Raw genomic sequence first — 21,596 nt, 5'->3', positions numbered from 1 at the left:
TAGGCGGCCGCGACCGCAGGGAATCGAAGGGAGACCAAAGTCTCGTCAAGATGGGAAGTCAGGATACCAGACGCCCCCGGTTTGCTCAATCCGAAAGCGCCTTCCCCGGCCAGCCACAGACCTCCGAAAAGCTGTACTTCAAGGTAGCAAAGATTGCGCACCCGGCTGCCACTCGATCTGCCAGCCAGGCTGGGCATTCCCGACGCTGAACGCCTCGGCATTCCAGCGCCCCGCCACCGATACCAGCTCACCATCACAGAACAAAAGCGGCACCGCCGGGCGCAACCAGCCGGGAATGCCAGCCTCCTGGAACAATTGCTTGAGCGGCCGATGAGGTCGCCCCGCCAGCTTGAGCCGCTCCCCTCCCTGACGGTAACCGATGTGCCAGTTGCCCGGGCGATAGCAGATCCCGCTCTGGGCCTGTTGCATGCACAACACGCCGTTACCCCCGGTTAACAACGTATCGCCGAACTCGACCAGAGGCTCCGGCACGCCCGCAGCGACACCTCCGAGCGGTTGAAGCCACAAACGCCCGGCGGAGCGACTCAGTTGGTAATCATCGATCTGCACGACTGGTTGGCTATCCTCTGCTGCGCTCAGCTGACTCAACACCACCTCAGACTGGCGGTGATCAGGCATGCGCTTGTCATGCTGGTGCAACCAATACCGCAACAAATTGTTTTGCCGTGCGGCGGAGAGTGTCAGCAGACCTTCAAGCTCCAACGCCGGCCAGGGCTGTAACCACGGGTCCTGGCTGATTACCTGTACACGATCAAGATCCTGCTCGGCCCGCTCATCAAGCAGGCTGGTGGCCTCTTCAACATGTCTGACCAAACGCAGCAGACTGCTGTCCACCATCGGCCAATGTTGACGCAGCACGGGCAGTACCTGGTGACGCAAGGTGGTACGGGCAAACCGCGCATCGGCATTGGCGGGGTCTTCTATCCAGCGTAGCCCTTGCTCCCCGCCCCATAACTCAAGCTCACTCCGGCGCCAGCCCAGCAACGGTCTGTAAAGCTGGCCGCTGCCTAACCGACGACTGGCGGGCATACCCGTGAGCCCGCGCAACCCGGTGCCACGCACGAGACGGAACAGAAGGGTTTCCAGCTGGTCGTCGAGATGATGCGCAAGCAGGAGCACATCTTCCGGCCCGATAAGTGAAGCGAAAGCCTCGTAACGTGCATCCCGAGCGGCCGCCTCGATGCTGGCGCCCGCCTCCAGCTGGACCCGTTTGATATGCAGCGGAACCTTGCGCAATGCGCATTGCTGTTCGCAATGCTCGGCCCATGTGTCTGCAAGCGGATGCAAACCGTGGTGAACATGGATGGCGACAACGGGAGGCAGTGGGCAGGTTTTGCCGAGCTGCGTCAGCGCCTCAAGCAACACCATCGAATCCAGACCGCCAGAAAGCCCCAGCCACCAGACCGGAGCTTCCACGCAGTGCGCCAGTTGTTCGTGCAGCGCCTGCGGGGTGAACATGATTATTTGATGCCGAAAGCCATCAGACGATCATAACGGCTATCCAGCAAGGCCTCGGCAGAATAGTTGTCGAGTGCAGCCAACTCGGCGAGCAATTGTGCCTTGATCCGTGCCGCCATTTCTTCCGGCTGACGATGCGCGCCACCCAGCGGCTCGGGGATGAGATTATCAACCAGACCCAGCTCCTTCAGACGCGCAGCGGTGATACCCATGGCTTCTGCGGCTTCAGCCGCCTTCTCGGACTTCTTCCACAGAATCGACGCGCAACCCTCGGGCGAGATCACCGAATAGGTCGAATACTGCAACATCATCAGCCGATCACAGACACCAATTGCCAGCGCTCCGCCCGAGCCGCCTTCGCCGATCACCGTGGAGATGATCGGGGTTTTCAGGCGAGACATGATCTGCAGATTCCAGGCAATCGCTTCACTTTGACCGCGCTCTTCGGCATCGATACCGGGATAGGCACCGGGCGTGTCGATGAAGGTGAGAATCGGCATCTTGAAGCGCTCAGCCAGCTGCATCAGACGGCACGCCTTGCGATAGCCCTCGGGCTTGGGCATGCCGAAGTTGCGTCGAACCTTCTCTTTCACCGCGCGGCCCTTCTGGTGACCGATAACCATGACCGGCCGGCCTTCCAGGCGCGCCATACCACCGACAATCGCTGCATCATCAGCGAAATGGCGGTCGCCATGCATTTCTTCGAAATCGGTGAAGATGTGCTGTATATAGTCCAGCGTATAGGGACGTTGCGGGTGCCGCGCCATCTGCGCGACCTGCCAGCTGGATAGATTGGAGAAGATGCTCTCGGTGAGAGACTTGCTCTTGTCCTGAAGCCGGGTGATTTCATCGGTAATATTCAGCGAATTATCGCTACCCACCAGCCTCAACTCTTCGATCTTGGCCTGCAGATCGGCGATGGGATGTTCAAATTCGAGGTAATTCTGACTTTTGCTCATAGGCGTACATCATCCGCGTGGCCCATGCTGGGCATTCGATTTTTTGCGTTACCTTACGGGAATGCCTGACCTGCGTCGAGCAGGCCGGCGGCCGAGGTCGCGGTTATCTGTAGTGCAAAGAGACGCTGTCTTTCCCTAGCTGGTCACGCAGGCTCTGGACTAACTCATCTGCAGGTTCGACTTTCCACTCGTCCCCGAGCTTGAGCAGCGCCGCAGCGTCGGGACGCTGAAAATCAATCGTGACCGCGCAACCGCCCTTGTGTTTTTGTAACAGCCCGGCCAGTTGCGATAAACAATCAGGGCCGTGCCGCTGCGTGTTCATTCTGATGCGTACGCTATCCAACAGGCTGGTTCGTGCCTCTTCAAGACTCATCACCCGCTTGGCGCGCATGCGCAGGCCACCGGAGAAATCATCCTGGGCAACCTCTCCTTCCACTACCAGCAAGGCGTCCTTTTGCAGAAGCGCTTGGGCCGCCTGGAAAGCGTCCGCAAACAGCGACACCTCGATACGGGCTGACCGGTCGTCCAGTGTCACAAAGCCGACCTTGTCACCGCGCTTGCTCTTCATTACCCGCAGGTCGAATACCAGACCTGCAATGGTCTGACCCTCACGGGAGGGCTTAAGGTCAATAATTCGCTGGCGAGCGAACCGCCGCACTTCCTTCTCGTATTCGTCGATCGGGTGCCCGGTCAGATATAGACCCAGTGTCTCCTTCTCTCCGCGCAGACGCTCCTTGAAGCTCCACTCGCGAACACGGCGATAATTCTCGAACACGTCACGCTCAGCAGAAGGCCCGAGCAATTCGCCAAACAGGTCGTCATGACCACTGTCCGCACTCTTGGCGGTCTGTTCCGCCGCAGCCATCGCCTCTTCCATGGCCGCGGACAGCGCGGCTCGGTTGCGATCCACCTGCTTGAGATAAGCAGCCTGCTCGGTATCGAAGAAAGGACCCATCGAATCCAGCGCGCCACTGCGCACCAGCGCTTCCATCACGCGCTTATTGATCCGCTTCAGATCCACCCGAGCACAGAAGTCGAACAGATCAGTGAACGGGCCACCAGCGCGGCGCGTCTGAACAATAGTTTCCACCGGCCCTTCGCCCACGCCCTTGATAGCGCCCAGCCCGTAGACGACAGCGCCGGACTCGTCGACCGTAAACTTGTAGTCGGACAGGTTCACATCCGGTGCTTTTACCTGAAGCCGCATACTGCGGCACTCTTCGATCAGCGTGACAACCTTGTCGGTGTTGTGCATATCCGCCGACAACACCGCGGCCATGAACGCCGCCGGATGGTGGGCCTTGAGCCAGGCGGTCTGGTAGGACACCAGACCGTACGCCGCCGAGTGCGACTTGTTGAACCCGTAGCCGGCGAACTTTTCCACCAGATCAAAGATATTGCCCGCAAGGTCCGCATCGATACCGTTGTTCTGGCAGCCTTCCAGGAAGATCGCCCGCTGCTTGGCCATCTCTTCAGGCTTTTTCTTACCCATCGCACGCCGCAGCATGTCCGCGCCGCCAAGGGTGTAACCCGCCATCACCTGGGCAATCTGCATCACCTGTTCCTGATACAGGATGATGCCGTAGGTGGGCTTGAGCACTGGTTCCAGGCCCGGGTACTGATAATTCGGGTGTGGGTAGGAGACGATCTCGCGTCCGTGCTTACGGTTGATGAAGTCATCAACCATGCCCGATTGCAGCGGACCGGGGCGGAACAATGCCACCAGTGCGATCAGATCTTCCAGACAGTCCGGCTTGAGCTTTTTGATCAGCTCCTTCATACCACGGGATTCAAGCTGGAAAACCGCCGTTGTCTCGGCCTTCTGCAGCATGTGGTAAGTCGGCGCGTCATCCAGCGGGATGAAGTCGATATTGAGCGGCTCCAGGCCGTTCTTGGCCTGCTCGCGGTTGATCGTCTCCATCGCCCAATCGATGATCGTCAGCGTCCGCAGGCCGAGGAAGTCGAACTTCACCAGACCGGCTGCCTCCACATCGTCCTTATCGAACTGGGTCACCAGGCCCGCACCGGCTTCATCGCAATACAGCGGCGCGAAATCAGTCAGTTTGGTGGGCGCGATTACCACGCCCCCGGCGTGCTTGCCGACGTTACGGGTGATGCCTTCCAGCTTGCGCGCCATGTCCCAGATTTCCTGGGCTTCCTCGTCCGCCGCAAGAAATTCCCGCAGAATTTCTTCCTGCTCGAAGGCCTTGGCCAGCGTCATGCCGACTTCGAAGGGAATCATCTTCGATAGCTTATCGGCCAGTCCGTAGGACTTGCCCTGCACACGCGCTACGTCCCGCACCACGGCTTTGGCGGCCATGGTGCCAAAGGTGATGATCTGCGATACCGCGTTCCTGCCGTAGGTTTCTGCTACGTAGTCGATGACGCGGTCGCGCCCTTCCATGCAGAAGTCGATATCAAAGTCGGGCATGGAAACCCGCTCGGGATTCAGGAAGCGTTCAAACAGAAGATCATAGGCCAGCGGGTCAAGATCGGTAATCAACAGCGCATAGGCCACCAGCGAGCCTGCCCCGGACCCACGGCCAGGCCCAACCGGCACGCCATTGCCCTTGGCCCATTTGATGAAGTCCATCACGATCAGGAAGTAACCGGGAAAGCCCATCTGATTGATGATGTCGAGCTCGAAGTTCAAGCGGTCAACATACACTTGCCGGCGTGCATCATAATCCGGGGTGTCAGGCGGCAGGATGACCTTGAGGCGTTCTTCCAGCCCTTCGAAGGACACCTGGCGGAAGTATTCTTCGATGGTCATGCCTTCGGGAATCGGGAATTCCGGAAGGAAATAGGTGCCCAGTTGCACGTCGATGTTGCAACGCTTGGCGATCTCGACACTGTTTTCCAGGGCTTCCGGAATATCCGAGAACAACTCCGCCATCTCTTCAGGCGACTTCAGATACTGCTCTTCGCTGTACTGACGAACCCGGCGGGGATCATCCAGCGCCCGCCCTTCCCCGATACACACGCGCGTTTCGTGGGCTTCGTAGTCCTCGCGCTTGAGAAAGCGCACGTCGTTGGTGGCAACGACCGGGCAGTCCAGCCGCGTAGCCAGCGCAACGGCTGCATGCACGTGTTCCTCATCATTACGGCGACTGGTGCGCTGCAGCTCAAGATAGAAACGGCCCGGAAATACATCCATCCAGTAGCTGAGCAACTCGTCAGCTTCGTGCGGATTGTTGGATAACAATGCCTGGCCTATCTCGCCTTCCTTCGCTCCGGATAGCGCAATCACACCTTCACTGGCTTCGGCGATCCATTCCCGGCGGATGGTTACCAAACCGTTTTTCTGCCCTTCGGTATAACCACGAGAAATCAGCTCGGTAAGGTTGCGGTAGCCGGGCCGGTCCATCGACAGCAGCGTCATGCGCGTCAGACTGCTTTCGTCATCCCGGCCCACCAGCCAGATATCGACGCCCGAGATGGGCTTGATACCCGCGCCCATGGAGGCCTTGTAGAACTTCACCAGGCTGCACATATTGTTCTGGTCAGTGACCGCCACAGCAGGCATACCACCCTCACCCACCGCCTTAATTAACGGTTTGATCTTGACCAGACCGTCCACGAGGGAATATTCACTGTGGACACGCAGGTGGACGAAGGAGAAGCTCATTGAAGATCCTGTTTCAGATGCGAACGGCAAGGGAGCGATTGTAACGGCGGGGGGCGAATCGAGCCAGCGACCACGGGTCTGGTTTGTCGGTCGAGATTTTACTGAGTGTCTTGTGCAGGTTGGTTTCGGCGAGGCTGCGGTTAATCGCTCCACCTCCGCGCCGGATTCCGCAAGACGCCGTAAACCCTTCCCTGGGGGCTTGGTGAAAACATCCCTGTTTTCAACACTTGCTCCATCCGGCTCGGACGCGGGCTTGATCGGGCAGCGGTACGGGCGGCAGGCTCGCTTCCCAAAAAACTTTCCGGCAATTCAGAGCTCTCCTGCGTAGCGAGGCGACAGGGTTGAGTCGACCGTGCGATGGCAAGGATGCCATCGACGAGCTTACAAGGACGTACTTGCAGCGTGTCGGCGCGGCCCTGTCGCCTCGCGAAAGCTGGCTCCGAACATCCGTTTATCAGTGCTTTGGTTGTAATGCTGGATCCGAGCGAGTCGCCCGTCGGATGGCAGGGATGCCATCGACAAGCTTACAGGGACGTACTTGCAGCGTGTCGGCGCGGCCTATCGCCTCGCGCAAGCTCACTCGGTGAATCAGCGAACCAATTCGACAGCTTCAAATTCCGAGTCTTGCAATGAAGACGGCAATACCAAACCCAGCGCCTCACGCACCGGCGCAAATGAGCGGCGATGTATCACGGTCGCGCCCAGTTCTTTCAACGCTGCCAGATGCTGCACTGTCGGATAGCCCTTGTTCTGAGCGAGGCCGTAGCCGGGATAGAGCAGATCCATTTCAACCAGCTCGCGGTCGCGGGCGACCTTCGCCAGGATGGATGCAGCCGCGATCGCCGGCACACGGCTATCACCTTTGATGACCGGCTCACTGGGCATGGGCAGGATCGGACAACGGTTACCGTCTACCAGCACGCGATCCGGGCGTACCGATAATCCTTCTACAGCGCGCTGCATGGCCAACATGGTCGCGTGGAGAATGTTGAGTTTGTCTATTTCCTCAACATCCGCGCGGGCTATACACCAGGCCAGCGCGCGCTCCTGGATAAGCGGGAAAAGTTCTTCGCGGCGCGCTTCAGTGAGTTTCTTTGAATCGTTCAAGCCTTCGATCGGATTGAGCGGATCGAGAATGACCGCAGCCGTTACGACTGCGCCGCAGAGTGGGCCGCGGCCAACCTCATCGACACCTGCGACGATTTCACCCTCAGGAACAATCCAGTCCATTACGATCTGATTCATACCAACCTGCCCTTTTCCTTCAGCAGCTCGATGACCGCGTCGGCCGCAGAACGGTCTGCGTCACGGCGCAGCATCTGATGCAGCTTCATGAATTCTGCCTGGGTGGCTTCCCGCTCGGGTGTGGGCCCGAGCCGTTCCAACAGTGCAGCGCCCATAGCGTCAGGCGTCGCGTCATCCTGCAGGAATTCGGGGACCACTTCCCTTTTTGCCAACAAGTTGGGAAGCGACACATGCCCGACCCTGACCAGCCGTTTGAGTATACGAAAGGTTAATCCGGCCATGCGGTAAGCCACAACCATCGGCCGCTTGAAGAGCATGGCTTCGAGCGTTGCGGTCCCCGACGCGATCAACACCGCATCGCAGGCGGCAAGTACCTCATGCGCCTGGCCGTCGAGCAGCGTCAACGGCAGGTCCAGGCCGCTCTCGGCGATGATGCTCTGCATCTGGCTTTTACGCTCAGGACTCGCGCACGGCATGATAAAACGTAACTGGGGCTGGCGTTCAAGACACCAGGCTGCCGTCTGCAGAAACAACAGGCCCAGTTTGCGCAATTCGCCGTTACGACTGCCCGGCATCAGCGCAACGACTCGCATGTCTTCGTCCAGACTCAATGTGCCACGCGCAGCCACTCTATCCGGCTGCAACGGAATCTGATCCGCCAGCGTATGACCTACGCAGCAGACCGCTACGCCATGACGTCTGTAAACCTCCTCCTCGAAGGGAAACAGAGTCAGCATCAGATCAGTAGATTTCTGGATACCCAGGACACGTTTTTCACGCCAGGCCCACACAGAAGGACTGACGTAGTGCACCGTGGGAATGCCCGCTTCGCGCAGGCGAAGCTCGACGCCCAACGCAAAATCAGGTGCGTCTATGCCTATAAACACATCGGGTTGCTGCTGCTTGAGCCATTCGACAAGATCCTTGCGGATACGCAGCAACTCCCGAAGCCTGCCCAGCACCTCAACCAGCCCCATGACGGAAAGCCGCTCCATGGGCACCCTGCTATGCATGCCTTCAGCAAGCATGCGCGGCCCGCCGATGCCAATGAACTGCGCGTCAGGGTATTGCTCCTTAAGCGCGCGGATCAACCCTGCGCCCAGCGTATCGCCGGACGCCTCACCGGCGACCAAAGCAATACGTAAAGGTGTCTGTTCAGAAGCGGCTGAGCCAACCATGATCAGCGGGTAATGCCGCGGGTCGACGCCAGAATGGAGTCGCGGTAGAGGGCGACTTCGGGAAAATTGTTTGCGCTTGGTTCGATATTCTTCAACGCTTCCTGCAAGGTCAGCCCCTGGCGGTATACCTGCTTGTAGGCGCGGCGCAACGCCGTAACCACTTCCGGCTGATAGCCGCGCCGACGCATCCCTTCGAAATTCATGCCGTGCGCACTCGCCGGATTGCCACCCACCATTACGAAGGCAGGGATATCCTTGAAAACGGCACTGTTGGCCGCGCTCATCGACCAGGCGCCGATCTGACAGAACTGGTGCACGGTGGTGTAGCCGCCGAGTATCACCCCGTCGCCCACGTGCACATGGCCAGCAATGGTCGCATTGTTGGCCATGATGACGTTATTACCGACCACGCAGTCATGTGCGACGTGTACATAGGCCATCAAAAGATTATGGCTGCCGATGCTGGTGATGCCGCGATCCTGCACGGTACCGCGATGCAGGGTACAACCTTCCCGGATGACGTTATGATCGCCTATCTCCAGGCGGGTTGGTTCGCCGTTGTATTTCTTGTCCTGACAGTCTTCACCCACAGAGGCGAACTGGAATATCCGGTTCCCCTTGCCGATCGTGGTCGGCCCCTTGATAACAACATGCGGACCGATAACGGTCCCGGCGCCAATCTCGACGTCCGGTCCGATATAGGTCCAGGGGCCAACTTCGACGTCGTCGGCCAGCTTCGCAGCCGGGTCAACGATAGCCTGAGGGTGAATACCAGTCATACCTTGTGTTCCGCACAGATGATTTCGCCGGAGCAGGCTTCCTTGCCGTCTACCGTTGCACGGCAGGCAAACTTCCAGATGCCGCGCCGATTACTGAGGTGCTGCGCTTCGAGCACCAACTGATCACCCGGCACCACGGGCTGACGGAAGCGGAGTTTGTCAGAACCGACGAAGTAATAAAGCGTTCCCTCATCGCTTTTTACATCCATCATTTTGAACCCGAGCAGACCTGCTGCCTGAGCCATTGCCTCGATAATCAGCACGCCGGGCATGATCGGATGCTGAGGAAAATGACCATTGAAGAAGGGTTCATTGACCGAGACATTCTTGTACGCACGGATCTTTTTCGCCTCGAGATCCAGCTCCACCACCCGATCTACCAGCAGAAAGGGATAGCGGTGGGGCAGGTATTCTCGTATTTCTTTGATATCCATTGGTTTGCATGCCTTGCAATAAATTGAGCGCGTCCGCGCTGATCAGGATTCAGATGAACCCGAAGCCCCTGAGGTCACCGACGAAAGCTCTTTTTCAAGCTGCTGCATCCGCTTGAACATGGTATCCAGCTGACGGAAGCGTGCGGCGCACTTTCTCCATTCTGCGGCCGGCTGGATTGCTGTACCGGAGGAATAAGCGCCCGGCTCGGTTACGGAACGGGTCACCATCGTCATGCCACTGATGAAAACGTTGTCACATATCTCGATGTGACCAACCATTCCTACCCCTCCAGCGATGGTGCAGTATTTGCCTATGCGCGTACTGCCGGAGATCCCGACACAGGCGGCAATCGCCGTGTGATCGCCGACCTGCACGTTATGCGCTATCTGAATCTGATTATCCAGCTTCACCCCGTTACCGATGGTGGTGCTGGATATCGCGCCACGATCGATGGTGGTGTTGGCACCGACCTCCACATCATCCCCAATGACTACGCCGCCTATCTGGGCGATTTTCTGCCACTGCCCTTTCTCATTGGCAAAGCCGAAGCCCTCAGAGCCAATCACCGCGCCGCCCTGGATCGATACGCGTTCGCCAATCATTACATCGTGATAAAGCGTAACCCGCGGTCCCAGCCAACCGCCCTGCCCGACTGTGCTACGGGCACCGACATAGCACAGCGCCTCAACGGTCACCCCTGCACCAATCACCGCGCCGGACTCAATAACTGCCCCGGGACCGATCGACGCGCCCGGATCGACCTGCGCATCCTCCGCCACAAAGGCAGACGGATGAACGCCGGGCGTCCGTCGCGGCTTGGGATCGAAGTGATGGGATATACGCGCGTAGGCAAGGTACGGGTCGTCAACGATCAGTGCGTTGCCGGAGTAGCCCGCCGCGTCAGCTTCCTTCAATAACACGGCCTCGGCCCCGGTTGTGCCGAGCATCTTGCGGTAACGGCTATTGGCGAGAAAACTCAGCTGCCCGGGACCGGCGTCCTGCAGTGTCGCCAGGCCGTGGATAACCTTTTCGCCATTTCCTACCAGGCGCGCGCCAAGCTTTTCAGCCAGACGCGCGAGGGTTACATCAGTCATGATTGCCTCAGCGGTTCAGGCGTTCAATCACCTGACGGGTGATGTCAAATTCGGGCTTGACGTCTACAACAGCGCTACGGTCGATGACCAGGTCGTAGTTACCGGAGTTCAGAACATTTTCAACGGCCTTGTCCAGCTTGGGCTTGAGCGAATCGAGCATTTCCCGATCAGCCGCGGCCTTGGATTCGTTCAACTCCTTGGACTGGGTCTGGAATTCACGGGCCTTCTGGCGAAACTCCAGCTCAAGCTTTTCCAGCTCGGTCTGGCTGAGCTTTTCACCGTCACGCTGCATCCGTTCCTGCAGACGCTTGGCCTCGGCTTCGAGGTTACGCAAACGCTGAAGCTGCGTACCGAATTTTTTTTCTGCATCCGCTGAATACTTCTTGGCATCATCCGATTCGAGCAACGCCATCTGGTAATCCAGCACAGCTATTTTCATTTCTGCCATGGCCGGAAAACAGGCAAGCGCCATGACTGACATTACTGCAACACTGATTAACTTACGCACTTGACCTACTCCTGATTAAGCTTGGTTCGAGCCGGCTTAGAATGTCTGGCCCAAGGTGAATTGGAAGAACTGGGTGTCATCTTCGGATTCATCGTTAAGCGCCGTACCCAGACTGAATCCGAGCGGACCCAGCGCGGTCAGCCACGAAAGGCCCACGCCGGCGCTGTATCGAATCTCGCCTGCATCGATATCGCCGCAACCCGGGTTTTCAGCCCCACCTTCGTATTGCAGGCTTGTAGTCGAACAGTTGGTATCGAATACGTTACCCGCGTCGAGGAATAGCACAGTGCGCAGTGAGCGTTGATCTTCCACAAAAGGCACCGGGAAGATCAGTTCCGCCCCCCCGGTAATTTTCACGTTACCACCGAAGGGCAAGTGGTCCTTGTCCGGGTCAGCGCTATTGGGCGTACTACGCGGGCCGAGCGAGTTATCGCGGAAGCCCCGCACCGAACCGATGCCCCCTGCATAATAATGCTCGTAGAAAGGCACGAAGGTGGTGGAGCCGTAGCTCTCGGCATAGCCCAGATTGGTGTGCAGGCGCAGCGTCAGACTATCTGACATCGGGAAGAATTTCTGGCCCCGATAGTCAATTTTATAGAACGACAGATCACTCCCCGGAATGGTCGTCTCAAGTCCCAGCGACTGGGACGAACCGCGATCCGGGAAGACACCACGGTTCAGCGTGGACTGCGACCACGAGGCATTGAATTTGAAGTTGGTGAACGAGTTACCTTCGGTATCGAGGAAACGACTTATCTCCTCTACCGTGTAGATGCCTTCCTTGATGTCGTCCTTCTGCGCGCTCAGACCAAAGGACAGACGCGAGGTGTCGCTGATCGGATAACCGATATTGAACCCGCCCCCATAGGAGTCCACCGCATAGCTGGTGAAGTCATAGTTCAGCTCGTCATAGTCGGTGGTCCGGTAGAAGGCGTTGTAGCCAAGGCTCACACCGTCAGCGGTGAAGTACGGGTTCATGAAACCAAACGACAACGCAGACTGGTATTCGGAGCGATTAGCGCTGAAGCTGACGCGGTTACCCGAGCCGAAGAAGTTGTTCTGACTGATCGAGCCACCGAGGATCAGACCAGTACCCTGGGCGAAACCGACACTCGCAGTAATCGAGCCGGAGGGCTGCTCTTCGACCGAGTAATTCACGTCGATCAGATCTTCTGCACCCGGTACCGGAACGGTCTCAACGTCGACTTCCTTGAAGAAGCCCAGACGCTCCAAGCGTACCTTGGATTGGTCAATCAAATGCGTAGAAGCCCAGCCACCTTCCATCTGGCGCATCTCACGACGCAGCACTTCATCGTCGGTCTTGGTGTTGCCGCGGAAGTTGATGCGGTTTACATAGGCGCGATTACCCGGGTCCACGACAAAGGTAACCGATACGGTCTGGTCCTCTTCGTTGATCTCGGGAATGCCGTTGACGTTGGCGAAGGTATAACCCTCGTTACCCAGCCGGCGGCTGATCAGGTCGGAACTGGCGGTCATCACCTGACGGGAGAATACCTGCCCCGGCTCTACCAGCAACAACTTGCGCACTTCCTCTTCATCAACAACCAGATCGCCTGACAACTTGACCTCGTCGACGGTGTAGCGGTCGCCCTCGTCAATATTGACGGTGATGTAAACGTTCTGCTTGTCCGGAGTGATAGATACCTGGGTCGAGGCTACATTCATGTTGATGTAGCCGCGATCCAGATAGTAAGAGCGAAGCCGCTCCAGATCACCGGAGAGTTTTTCCCGGGAATACTTGTCGTCGTTGCGGAAGAACGAAAACCAGCCTGTCGCGCTCAGCTCGAACAGATTTACCAGCTCGTCGGTGGGAAAAACGCTGTTACCGACGATATTGACATGCTTGATCGATGCCACCGAACCTTCATCGACGATGATCTTCAGAGCAACACGGTTGCGCGGCTCGGCTATCACTTCGGTTTCAATATCGGCTGAATAGCGACCCTGGGCGACGTACTGACGCAACAGTTCATTGCGTACCCCCTCAAGCGTTGCCTGCTGGAAAATCTCGCCTTCAGCGAGTCCGGCCATGGTCAAACCATTGAGAAGATCTTCGCTCTTGATCGCCTTGTTACCTTCCAGCTCGATGGATGAGATAGAGGGGCGCTCGACAAGCGTAATAACCAGAACATCACCATCGCGGCCGAGCCGGATGTCTTCGAAGAAGCCAGTACGGAACAGCGAGCGCGAGGCATCGACCAGCTCCGGGTCATCGACCTCATCGCCGATGTTGAGGGGCAGCGCAGCGAAAACGCTGCCAGCAGACACCCGCTGCAACCCATTGACGCGAATATCGGAGATCCGGAAAGCATCGGCAAAAACTTCCGGCGCCAGGAGTGTCATCAGTAGCGCAGGCAATAGGTAACGTTTCATGAAATCCGTTCTGACTAACTGTTTATATAATATCTGCCGCGTACGACAGCTCGGGTAGCTGTACTAAAAACTACGGTGCCAGGCCATCTTGCGCGTCACCCGCCCAGTCGGCTGATGTCGTTATAAATGGCGAACACCATTACACCCACGATCAGCGTCAGGCCGACCTGCAACCCCCAGGCCTGAATTCGCTCGGACAGCGGCTTGCCCCTGATCCATTCGGCTGTGTAATAAACCAGATGCCCACCATCCAACACGGGGATAGGCAGCAAGTTCAACACCCCCAGACTGATGCTCAGATAAGCGATGAAACTCAGAAAGCTTTCCGGACCGGACTTGGCTGAAGCGCCCGCCACTTTAGCAATGGTTATCGGGCCACTCAAGTTTTTTGCCGAGACCAGCCCGGTAACCATTTTCTTCAACGAATCCAGGGTCAGTACGGTCATATCCCAGGTTTTATTGACCGCGACAGGAATGGCCATCAGGGGATTGTATTCAATGGTGCGGATCATATGCTCGGGCCATTCGAAAGCATCCACCCCTGCGCCAATGAACCCGACCTGTCGGTCTTCGGCAGAGCGAACGGCTGGCACCACCTCGATCGACAGCCGCTCAGACTCTCGCTGGACATCAAAAGACAGCGTCTCACCAGCATTGGACTGAATAGCCGGAACGACCTCGCGCACCCAGTCGGTCACGGGCTCGCCATTGATCGCCAGAATCAGATCGCCTTTACGCAGCCCGCCCGCGTAGGCTGCGCCATCTTCGCTCACTTCGCCCAGGCGCGGAGCGATTTGGGGTTGCCAGCTGGTCAACCCCAGCGCACTGATCGGGTCGGGCTGATCAGCACCGCGCAGCCAGTCCTGTAGCTCGAGCGTATAACGCTGGGGAACACTGCTGCCCTCTTCTTTCCCGAGTAGCTGCAGTTGTCCACTTTCTCCCAGACGACGAATGAGCTGCAGATTGACGTCATGCCAGCTCCGGGTTTCAACCCCGTCTATCTCGATGACTTCCAGGCCTTCATTCAAACCAGCGCGCTCGGCCACGCTGCCCGGCGTGACAGGGCCCAGCACCGGCGCAACGGTCGTCACCCCGAATACCGCGATAAGCCAGAAGGCAACCATGGCCAGAAGGAAGTTGGCGATTGGTCCAGCGGCCACCACTGCAATACGCTGTTTCACATCCTTGCGGTTGAAAGCCTGATCCATTTCAGCAGGATCAACCGGCCCTTCACGCTCATCCAGCATCTTCACGTAGCCGCCGAGCGGTATGGCGGCAATCACATACTCGGTACCGCGTTTATCGTGCCAGCGGAACAGCGCGCTACCGAAACCGACTGAAAACCGCAGCACTTTTACGCCGCAACGTCTGGCGACCCAGAAATGACCAAATTCGTGGATAGTGACCAGAAGACCGAGGGCTACGATGGTAGCAAGGAGAGTGAAAAGCAGATCCATTTAACGCCTCTTTCGGAGGTTCCGCTCGCGCGGACAACTCCGGTTCAATCTTGGAGGGCCAACCAGTCAGCGGCGTGTTGTCTCGCCAGACGATCGGCCTGTAGAACGTGCTCGAGATCCCGTACAGGCTCGCAAGCCTGACGACTCAGGGTGTGCTCGATAATAACAGGGATCGAGGTAAAGCCAATGCGCCGCGCCAGAAAGGCTTCTACCGCCACTTCATTGGCCGCATTGAGAATGGCGCAGGCGGTACCGCCGGCTTCGGCAGCCTGCCTGGCCAGACGAAGGCAAGGGAAGCGCTCTGGATCCGGCGCTTCGAAATCAAGACGGGCAACACTGAGCAGATCAAGCGGGCTGACACCCGAATCAATCCGCTCAGGCCACGCCAGCGCATGGGCAATGGGCGTGCGCATATCCGGGTTTCCCATCTGAGCCAAAACCGATCCATCGACATAATCGACCAGCGAGTGCACAACACTCTGCGGGTGCACCACTATTTCAACCTGCGCCGGATGGGCATCGAACAACCAACAGGCCTCGATCAGCTCCAGGCCCTTGTTCATCATGCTCGCCGAGTCCACTGAAATCTTCTGGCCCATTGACCAGTTTGGATGAGCGCAAGCCTGTTCCGGGCTTACGCTTTCCAGCTGTTCACGACTGAACCCACGAAAAGGCCCGCCGGAAGCAGTCAGCAGAATACGCCGCACGCCCACACGCTGAAGCCCGTCCGCATAGCGCTCGGGCATGCACTGGAATATGGCGTTGTGTTCGCTATCAATAGGCAACAACCGCGCACCGGACGTCTTCACCGCGTCCATCAACAAGGCGCCGGCCATAACCAGGGCTTCCTTGTTTGCCAGCAGAACCTTTTTACCGGCATGCGCCGCTGCCATGGTCGGTTGCAAACCGGCCGCCCCGACGATGGCAGCCATTACGACATCGGTCTGTTCGTGCGCTGCGACCCAGGCCAGCGACTCTGGCCCATACAGCACTTCAGTCAACGATGCCGCGGCGGACAACGTGGCCTGCAACGCCTTAGCCTGGGATTCATCGGCCACGACGGCATAACGCGGCTGGTGCGTCATGCATTGCTCGGCCAATTCCCGCATACGGCTGTGCCCGGTGAGGGCAAACACTCTGTAGCGATCGGAATGCCGGGCTATAACGTCGAGAGTACTGACACCGATCGAGCCGGTGGCACCCAATACGCTGATCCAGGTAGGCGTCACCCCAGCGTACTCCCGATAAACAACCAATACAGGGCGAAGACCGGTATGGCTGCAGTCAGACTGTCGACCCTGTCCATTACGCCGCCATGTCCGGGAAGCAGATTACTGCTGTCCTTGAGGCCCTGCTCACGCTTGAACAGGCTTTCGGTCAGATCCCCTACGACTGAGAACAACACAACAAGCAGCGCGCCGAGGAGCCCCAGAACCACCGAGCCTGCACTCCAACCCAGATAGATCAGAGCGATCAGCGTCAACAGCTGGGTGAAGAGCACGCCACCCAACAATCCCTCAAGGGTTTTGCCAGGGCTCACCGCGGGGCGCAGCTTGCGGCGACCCCAGGTCTTACCCGCGAAATAGGCACCGATATCAGCGCCCCAGACCAGGACCATGGTCGCCAGAATCAACCATAGGCCATTGTCCTGTGCCTTGAGCCAGACCAGGCCATACCAGGCTGGAAGCAATACCAGCAAACCGAATAACTGGCAGATCATTGATCCGGCCCACAAACCGCGCCCCTTGGGATAGCGCATGATCAGTAGCGTAGCGACGATCCACCAGGCGAGCGCCGGAAACAGGACATATTGCGCAGGCCAGCTGTCCCGGTACAGCCCCACCAGCAGCAATGCGACCGCAACCGCGTAGATGATCCGACCTTTCTGCGTTGTTTCGCCGCCCAGCCTCGCCCATTCCCAGGCCGCCAGCGTCACGATCGCGCCGACAAACAATGCAAACCAGGCACCATCCAGCAAAACAAAGCCGGCGACGGCCAGCGGCGCGAGGACCACCGCGGTTATCACTCGCTGCATCAACATCAGGATTCCGCCGCTATTTGTTCGCTGGTTTTACCGAAACGACGCTGACGACCGGCAAAATCGGCCAACGCGCCGCGCATGGCTTCATGCTTGAAATCCGGCCAGTACAGATCGGAAAAATACAGCTCGGCGTACGCGAGCTGCCACAACAGGAAGTTGCTGATGCGTCGCTCACCACCGGTACGGATACACAGGTCAGGCAAAGGCCATTCTGCCGTGCTCAAGCGAGCCTGAAAGTCGTCTTCCGCGATGTTCGCCGGATCAATCCGGCCAGCCGCCGCGTCACTGGCGAGCGCTCTGGCAGCCTGAGCCATGTCCCATTTACCGCCATAGTTCGCTGCGACGACCAGAGTCATACGGCGACCCTTCGCTGTCACCGCCTCGGCATCTGCCATGGCCTTCTGAAGTTCAGCCGAGAATCTGGAACGGTCACCGATAATGCGCAGGCGAATGCCATTCTCACTCAACTTGCGTACTTCGCGCCGTAACGCGCGCAGGAACAACTCCATCAGCGCGCCGACTTCCTCTTCAGGACGACTCCAGTTCTCACTGGAGAAGGCGAACAAGGTAAGCACCTCAACGCCTTCTTCGGCGCACACCTCGATCACCGCGCGGACGGCGTCGACACCTGCCTTGTGACCTGCCACCCCAGGCATGAAGCGTTTGCGTGCCCAGCGGTTGTTACCATCCATGATGATCGCAACATGCCGCGGATTGTCGGGTGATGAAGGGCTGATTACTGTCTGTTGTTTCATATCATCACTTGGGATGAGGACCGCAGGATGACCCTGAATAACGACTGCACGCAGTCATGCTGTGTTGAAACCCACTCAAATGCGCATTTGCAACCCGTACGCTGGTACCCCAGCCGGTGCGCGTTTTGTCGGATTTCGCCTTGCCTGACGCTCGCTACGTTCTTCAGAGGCTTCCTTAGATGGCCATCAGATCCGCTTCCTTGGCTTCCAATGCCTTGTCGACCTCGGCGATGAATTTGTCTGTCAGCTTCTGCACTTCGTCAGCGGCACGACGTTCTTCGTCCTCGCTGATCTCTTTCTCTTTCTGCAGATCCTTCAACTGACCCAAAGCATCACGACGGATATTCCGCACCGCTACGCGGGCGTTCTCGGCTTCGGAGCGAGCCTGCTTGGTGTAGCCCTTGCGGGTTTCTTCAGTCAGAGCCGGCATCGGCACGCGGATGGTCGTACCGGCGGTGGACGGATTAAGGCCCAGATCAGACGTCATGATTGCCTTTTCAACGGCCTGAATCATGCTCCGGTCAAAAACGGTAAGCGCCAACGTTCTGGAATCTTCAACGTTCACGTTGGCGACCTGCCGTAGCGGCGTATCGGCTCCGTAGTAGGAGACCATGACCGTGTCGAGAATGCTCGGATGAGCGCGACCAGTGCGAATCTTGGCAAAGGCATGCTCCAGCGATTCCACCGACTTCTTCATGCGCTCCTGCGCGTCTTTCTTGATTTCGTTGATCATTACTAGTCCTCGATCAGAGTTCCCTCGGCGCTTCCTACTACTGCATTCAGCAGCGCGCCGGGCTTGTTCATGTTAAATACCCGTAACGGCATCTTGTGATCGCGGATCAGGCAAATGGCAGTCAGATCCATCACACCCAGCTTGAGATCCAGGACCTGGTCGTAGGTCAGCTTATCGAAACGTTCGGCGTTCGGGTCTTTCATCGGATCAGCGTTGTACACCCCGTCGACCTTGGTGGCCTTGAGGACCACATCGGCGTCCACTTCGATGCCGCGCAAGCAGGCAGCAGTATCAGTGGTAAAGAAGGGGTTGCCGGTCCCGGCGGAAAATATTACCACGTCGCCCCCGGCAAGGTAGCGCATGGCCTTGCGCCGGTCGTAATGTTCGGTAACGCCTTCCATGGTAATGGCGGACATCACCCGGGTCTGGATATTGGAGCGTTCGAGCGCGTCGCGCATGGCCAGGCCGTTCATGACAGTGGCCAGCATGCCCATGTGGTCGCCTGTGACACGGTCCATGCCAACGGCGTGCAGCGCAGCGCCACGGAACAGGTTACCGCCACCGATCACCAGACCAACCTGGACACCGATACCTACCAGCTGCCCCACTTCCAAGGCCATACGATCCAGAACCTTTGGATCAATACCGAACTCTTCAGTGCCCATCAGCGCTTCACCGCTGAGCTTTAGAAGGATCCTTTTATATTTGGGCTGGCGACTGCTGGGTACCTGGGCCATGCTTGACTCTCCTGCTGTGGGAATGGAGAAAAAACTCAACAAGTCTCACCATGGGAGCGCTGTTCAGCGCATCCCTAGACACTCCTGATGATTACTTGTTCAGTGTTTCCTAAAAAAGAGGCCTCCCGCCTACGCGGGAAGCCTCTGATCAACCTTATTACAGACGCTCTTTCAGAGCGACCGCTGTGCGCTGGTTAAACGGCACGGATCTTACTTCTTGGACGCTTCGAGCTGAGCCGCAACCTCTGCAGCGAAGTCAACTTCAGCGCGCTCGATCCCTTCACCCACTTCGAAACGAACGAAGGAAACGATCTCGGCACCGGCCTTCTTGGCCAGTTCGCCGACCTTGACTTCAGGATCCTTGACGAACTGCTGGTCAACCAGGCTGGCTTCGGACAGGAACTTGTTGATCCGGCCCTTGACCATGTTCTCGACGATATTATCCGGCTTGCCGGCAATCTTCTCGGCATTCAGCGCCAGGAAAATTTCCTTTTCCTTGGCAATCGCTTCCTCGGACACCTGGGAAGGATCAAGGAACTGCGGATTGCTTGCCGCTACGTGCATGGCGATATCACGCGCCAGCTCGACAGTGCCGCCATTCAGGGTAACGACAACACCGATACGGTGACCGTGCAGGTAGGCGCCGATCACGTCGCCCTCGATGCGGGTCAGACGACGGATATTGACGTTCTCGCCAGTCTTGGCCACCAGCGCTTCACGGGCGCTTTCCTGATCAGCGATCAGCGGCGCGGCGTCGGTATAACCGGCAGCGAAGGCCTTATCCAGAGTCTCATTAACAAAACCCTTGAAGTCGTCCTGCAGCGCCAGGAAGTCGGTCTGAGAATTGACTTCGATGATCACAGCAGTCTTGTTGTCATCAGCAACCTTGACCGCGATAGCGCCTTCAGCAGCAATGTTGCCTGCTTTTTTGGCAGCCTTGATCGAACCCGCAGCACGCATGTCGTCAATCGCTTTTTCGATATCGCCGCCGGCAGCGTTGAGCGCCTTTTTGCAATCCATCATGCCCTGGCCAGTGCGCTCGCGCAGTTCTTTAACCATGGCTGCAGTAATCTGTGTCATAGAGATATTCCTCTGAATTGCTTGATTTTGAGCTGCCCGGGAAATTCGCAGACAGCCGTATCAGTGTTGCAAAAAGATATGGCAAAAAAGGGGGCATAGCCCCCTTTTCAATACGGCTTGAACCTCGCCGCGAGCCCTTAGCCCTGAGGTGCCTCAGCAGCCGGTGCGGACTCTTCAACGAACTCGTCGGCGCCGCCGGTGTTGTTCTTGCCGCTCAGCACAGCATCAGCCATGGCTGCTGCGTACAGACGGATCGCGCGGATAGCGTCGTCGTTACCCGGGATGACGTAATCGATGCCGTCCGGGCTGCTGTTGGTATCAACGATACCGATAACCGGGATGCCCAGCTTGTTGGCTTCGGTGATAGCAATGCGCTCGTGCTCAACGTCGATAACGAACATTGCGTCAGGCAGGCCGCCCATATCCTTGATACCGCCCAGACCACGATCCAGCTTTTCCAGATCGCGAGTACGCATCAGCGCCTCTTTCTTGGTCAGCTTGGAGAAAGTGCCGTCCTGGGACTGAGTTTCAAGGTCACGCAGACGCTTGATGGAAGCACGGATGGTCTTGTAGTTGGTGAGCATGCCGCCCAACCAGCGGTGATCGACATACGGCATGCCGGCACGGGTGGCTTCTTCAGCAATGATCTTGCTGGCAGCGCGCTTGGTGCCAACAAACAATACCTTGTTCTTACCGGAAGCCAGCTTTTCAACGAAGCTCAGAGCGTCGTGGAACAGGGGCATGGTCTTTTCAAGGTTGATGATGTGGATCTTGTTGCGAGCGCCGAAGATGTACTTGCCCATCTTCGGGTTCCAGTAACGGGTCTGGTGGCCGAAGTGCGCACCGGCCTTCAGCATATCGCGCATTGATACTTGAGTCATGACAGCTCCAAATATATATCGGGTTGAGCCTCCACGTATCCCAGAGTCCAACCCCGAAGGGCACCCAGGACAATGTGTCGATACGTGTGCGGTTTCAGTTTTCGCCTGAGTGCAGATAGTTGAGTTCTCCCAGGCGCGGCGCTTTATACCATATCGAGAGAGCTGCGGAAATAAGAAGTTGCCGGACGGTCATCACACCTACCTCCCGCATGG

General features: G+C 57.8%; 18 protein-coding genes. All 18 read right to left on the bottom strand.

Going from position 1 to position 21,596, the window contains the following annotated elements:
• Positions 1–138: 138 nt before the first annotated feature.
• The 18 genes from tilS to rpsB all read right to left on the bottom strand — a co-directional run bounded on the left by tilS (position 139) and on the right by rpsB (position 21,383).
• Positions 139–1,479, bottom strand: coding sequence for a tRNA lysidine(34) synthetase TilS (gene tilS / locus HG264_RS17810; RefSeq protein ID WP_169408851.1), 1,341 nt, complete (start codon positions 1,477–1,479; stop codon positions 139–141).
• Positions 1,480–1,481: 2 nt separating this feature from the next.
• Positions 1,482–2,438: an acetyl-CoA carboxylase carboxyl transferase subunit alpha gene (accA, locus tag HG264_RS17805; protein ID WP_169408850.1), complete on the bottom strand. Its 957-nt coding sequence runs from the start codon at positions 2,436–2,438 to the stop codon at positions 1,482–1,484.
• Positions 2,439–2,541: 103 nt separating this feature from the next.
• Positions 2,542–6,066, bottom strand: coding sequence for a DNA polymerase III subunit alpha (gene dnaE, locus HG264_RS17800; protein WP_169408849.1), 3,525 nt, complete (start codon positions 6,064–6,066; stop codon positions 2,542–2,544).
• A 588-nt stretch (positions 6,067–6,654) separates the two neighbouring features.
• Positions 6,655–7,296: a ribonuclease HII gene (gene rnhB, locus HG264_RS17795; protein WP_372240247.1), complete on the bottom strand. Its 642-nt coding sequence runs from the start codon at positions 7,294–7,296 to the stop codon at positions 6,655–6,657.
• Positions 7,297–7,307: 11 nt separating this feature from the next.
• The gene (gene lpxB / locus HG264_RS17790; protein ID WP_169408847.1) at positions 7,308–8,489 is read right to left on the bottom strand and encodes a lipid-A-disaccharide synthase; all 1,182 of its coding nucleotides are present in this window, start codon (positions 8,487–8,489) and stop codon (positions 7,308–7,310) included.
• Positions 8,490–8,491: 2 nt separating this feature from the next.
• Positions 8,492–9,268: an acyl-ACP--UDP-N-acetylglucosamine O-acyltransferase gene (gene lpxA, locus HG264_RS17785; protein ID WP_169408846.1), complete on the bottom strand. Its 777-nt coding sequence runs from the start codon at positions 9,266–9,268 to the stop codon at positions 8,492–8,494.
• Positions 9,265–9,702, bottom strand: a complete 438-nt coding sequence (fabZ, locus tag HG264_RS17780; protein ID WP_169408845.1) for a 3-hydroxyacyl-ACP dehydratase FabZ — start codon at positions 9,700–9,702, stop codon at positions 9,265–9,267. The genes lpxA and fabZ overlap by 4 nt, the downstream gene beginning before the upstream one ends.
• Positions 9,703–9,744: 42 nt before the next feature.
• On the bottom strand, positions 9,745–10,797 hold the full coding sequence (lpxD, locus tag HG264_RS17775) for a UDP-3-O-(3-hydroxymyristoyl)glucosamine N-acyltransferase (protein WP_372240182.1): 1,053 nt from the start codon (positions 10,795–10,797) through the stop codon (positions 9,745–9,747).
• Positions 10,798–10,804: 7 nt separating this feature from the next.
• Positions 10,805–11,305, bottom strand: coding sequence for an OmpH family outer membrane protein (locus HG264_RS17770; RefSeq protein WP_169408844.1), 501 nt, complete (start codon positions 11,303–11,305; stop codon positions 10,805–10,807).
• 36 nt (positions 11,306–11,341) lie between these two features.
• On the bottom strand, positions 11,342–13,699 hold the full coding sequence (gene bamA / locus HG264_RS17765) for an outer membrane protein assembly factor BamA (protein WP_169408843.1): 2,358 nt from the start codon (positions 13,697–13,699) through the stop codon (positions 11,342–11,344).
• Between the two features lie 95 nt (positions 13,700–13,794).
• Positions 13,795–15,156, bottom strand: coding sequence for a sigma E protease regulator RseP (gene rseP / locus HG264_RS17760; protein WP_169408842.1), 1,362 nt, complete (start codon positions 15,154–15,156; stop codon positions 13,795–13,797).
• 44 nt (positions 15,157–15,200) lie between these two features.
• On the bottom strand, positions 15,201–16,385 hold the full coding sequence (gene ispC, locus HG264_RS17755) for a 1-deoxy-D-xylulose-5-phosphate reductoisomerase (RefSeq protein ID WP_169408841.1): 1,185 nt from the start codon (positions 16,383–16,385) through the stop codon (positions 15,201–15,203).
• Positions 16,382–17,197, bottom strand: a complete 816-nt coding sequence (locus HG264_RS17750) for a phosphatidate cytidylyltransferase (protein WP_169408840.1) — start codon at positions 17,195–17,197, stop codon at positions 16,382–16,384. Before HG264_RS17750 ends, ispC begins: the two co-directional genes overlap by 4 nt.
• The gene (gene uppS / locus HG264_RS17745; protein ID WP_169408839.1) at positions 17,197–17,952 is read right to left on the bottom strand and encodes a polyprenyl diphosphate synthase; all 756 of its coding nucleotides are present in this window, start codon (positions 17,950–17,952) and stop codon (positions 17,197–17,199) included. Before uppS ends, HG264_RS17750 begins: the two co-directional genes overlap by 1 nt.
• Before the next feature lie 175 nt (positions 17,953–18,127).
• Entirely contained in the window at positions 18,128–18,685 is a 558-nt protein-coding gene (frr, locus tag HG264_RS17740; RefSeq protein WP_169408838.1) for a ribosome recycling factor, read from the bottom strand.
• A gap of 2 nt (positions 18,686–18,687) precedes the next feature.
• The gene (gene pyrH / locus HG264_RS17735; protein ID WP_150300686.1) at positions 18,688–19,422 is read right to left on the bottom strand and encodes a UMP kinase; all 735 of its coding nucleotides are present in this window, start codon (positions 19,420–19,422) and stop codon (positions 18,688–18,690) included.
• A 210-nt stretch (positions 19,423–19,632) separates the two neighbouring features.
• Positions 19,633–20,502: a translation elongation factor Ts gene (gene tsf, locus HG264_RS17730; protein ID WP_169408837.1), complete on the bottom strand. Its 870-nt coding sequence runs from the start codon at positions 20,500–20,502 to the stop codon at positions 19,633–19,635.
• Between the two features lie 137 nt (positions 20,503–20,639).
• Positions 20,640–21,383 carry a 30S ribosomal protein S2 gene (gene rpsB / locus HG264_RS17725; protein WP_169408836.1) on the bottom strand — a complete coding sequence of 248 codons (744 nt, stop codon included), beginning with the start codon at positions 21,381–21,383 and terminating at the stop codon, positions 20,640–20,642.
• Positions 21,384–21,596: the final 213 nt, after the last annotated feature.

The organism is Pseudomonas sp. gcc21 (genome assembly GCF_012844345.1).
Classification (GTDB): Bacteria; Pseudomonadota; Gammaproteobacteria; order Pseudomonadales; family Pseudomonadaceae; genus Halopseudomonas.
This window is presented reverse-complemented; position numbering and strand designations above follow the sequence as displayed.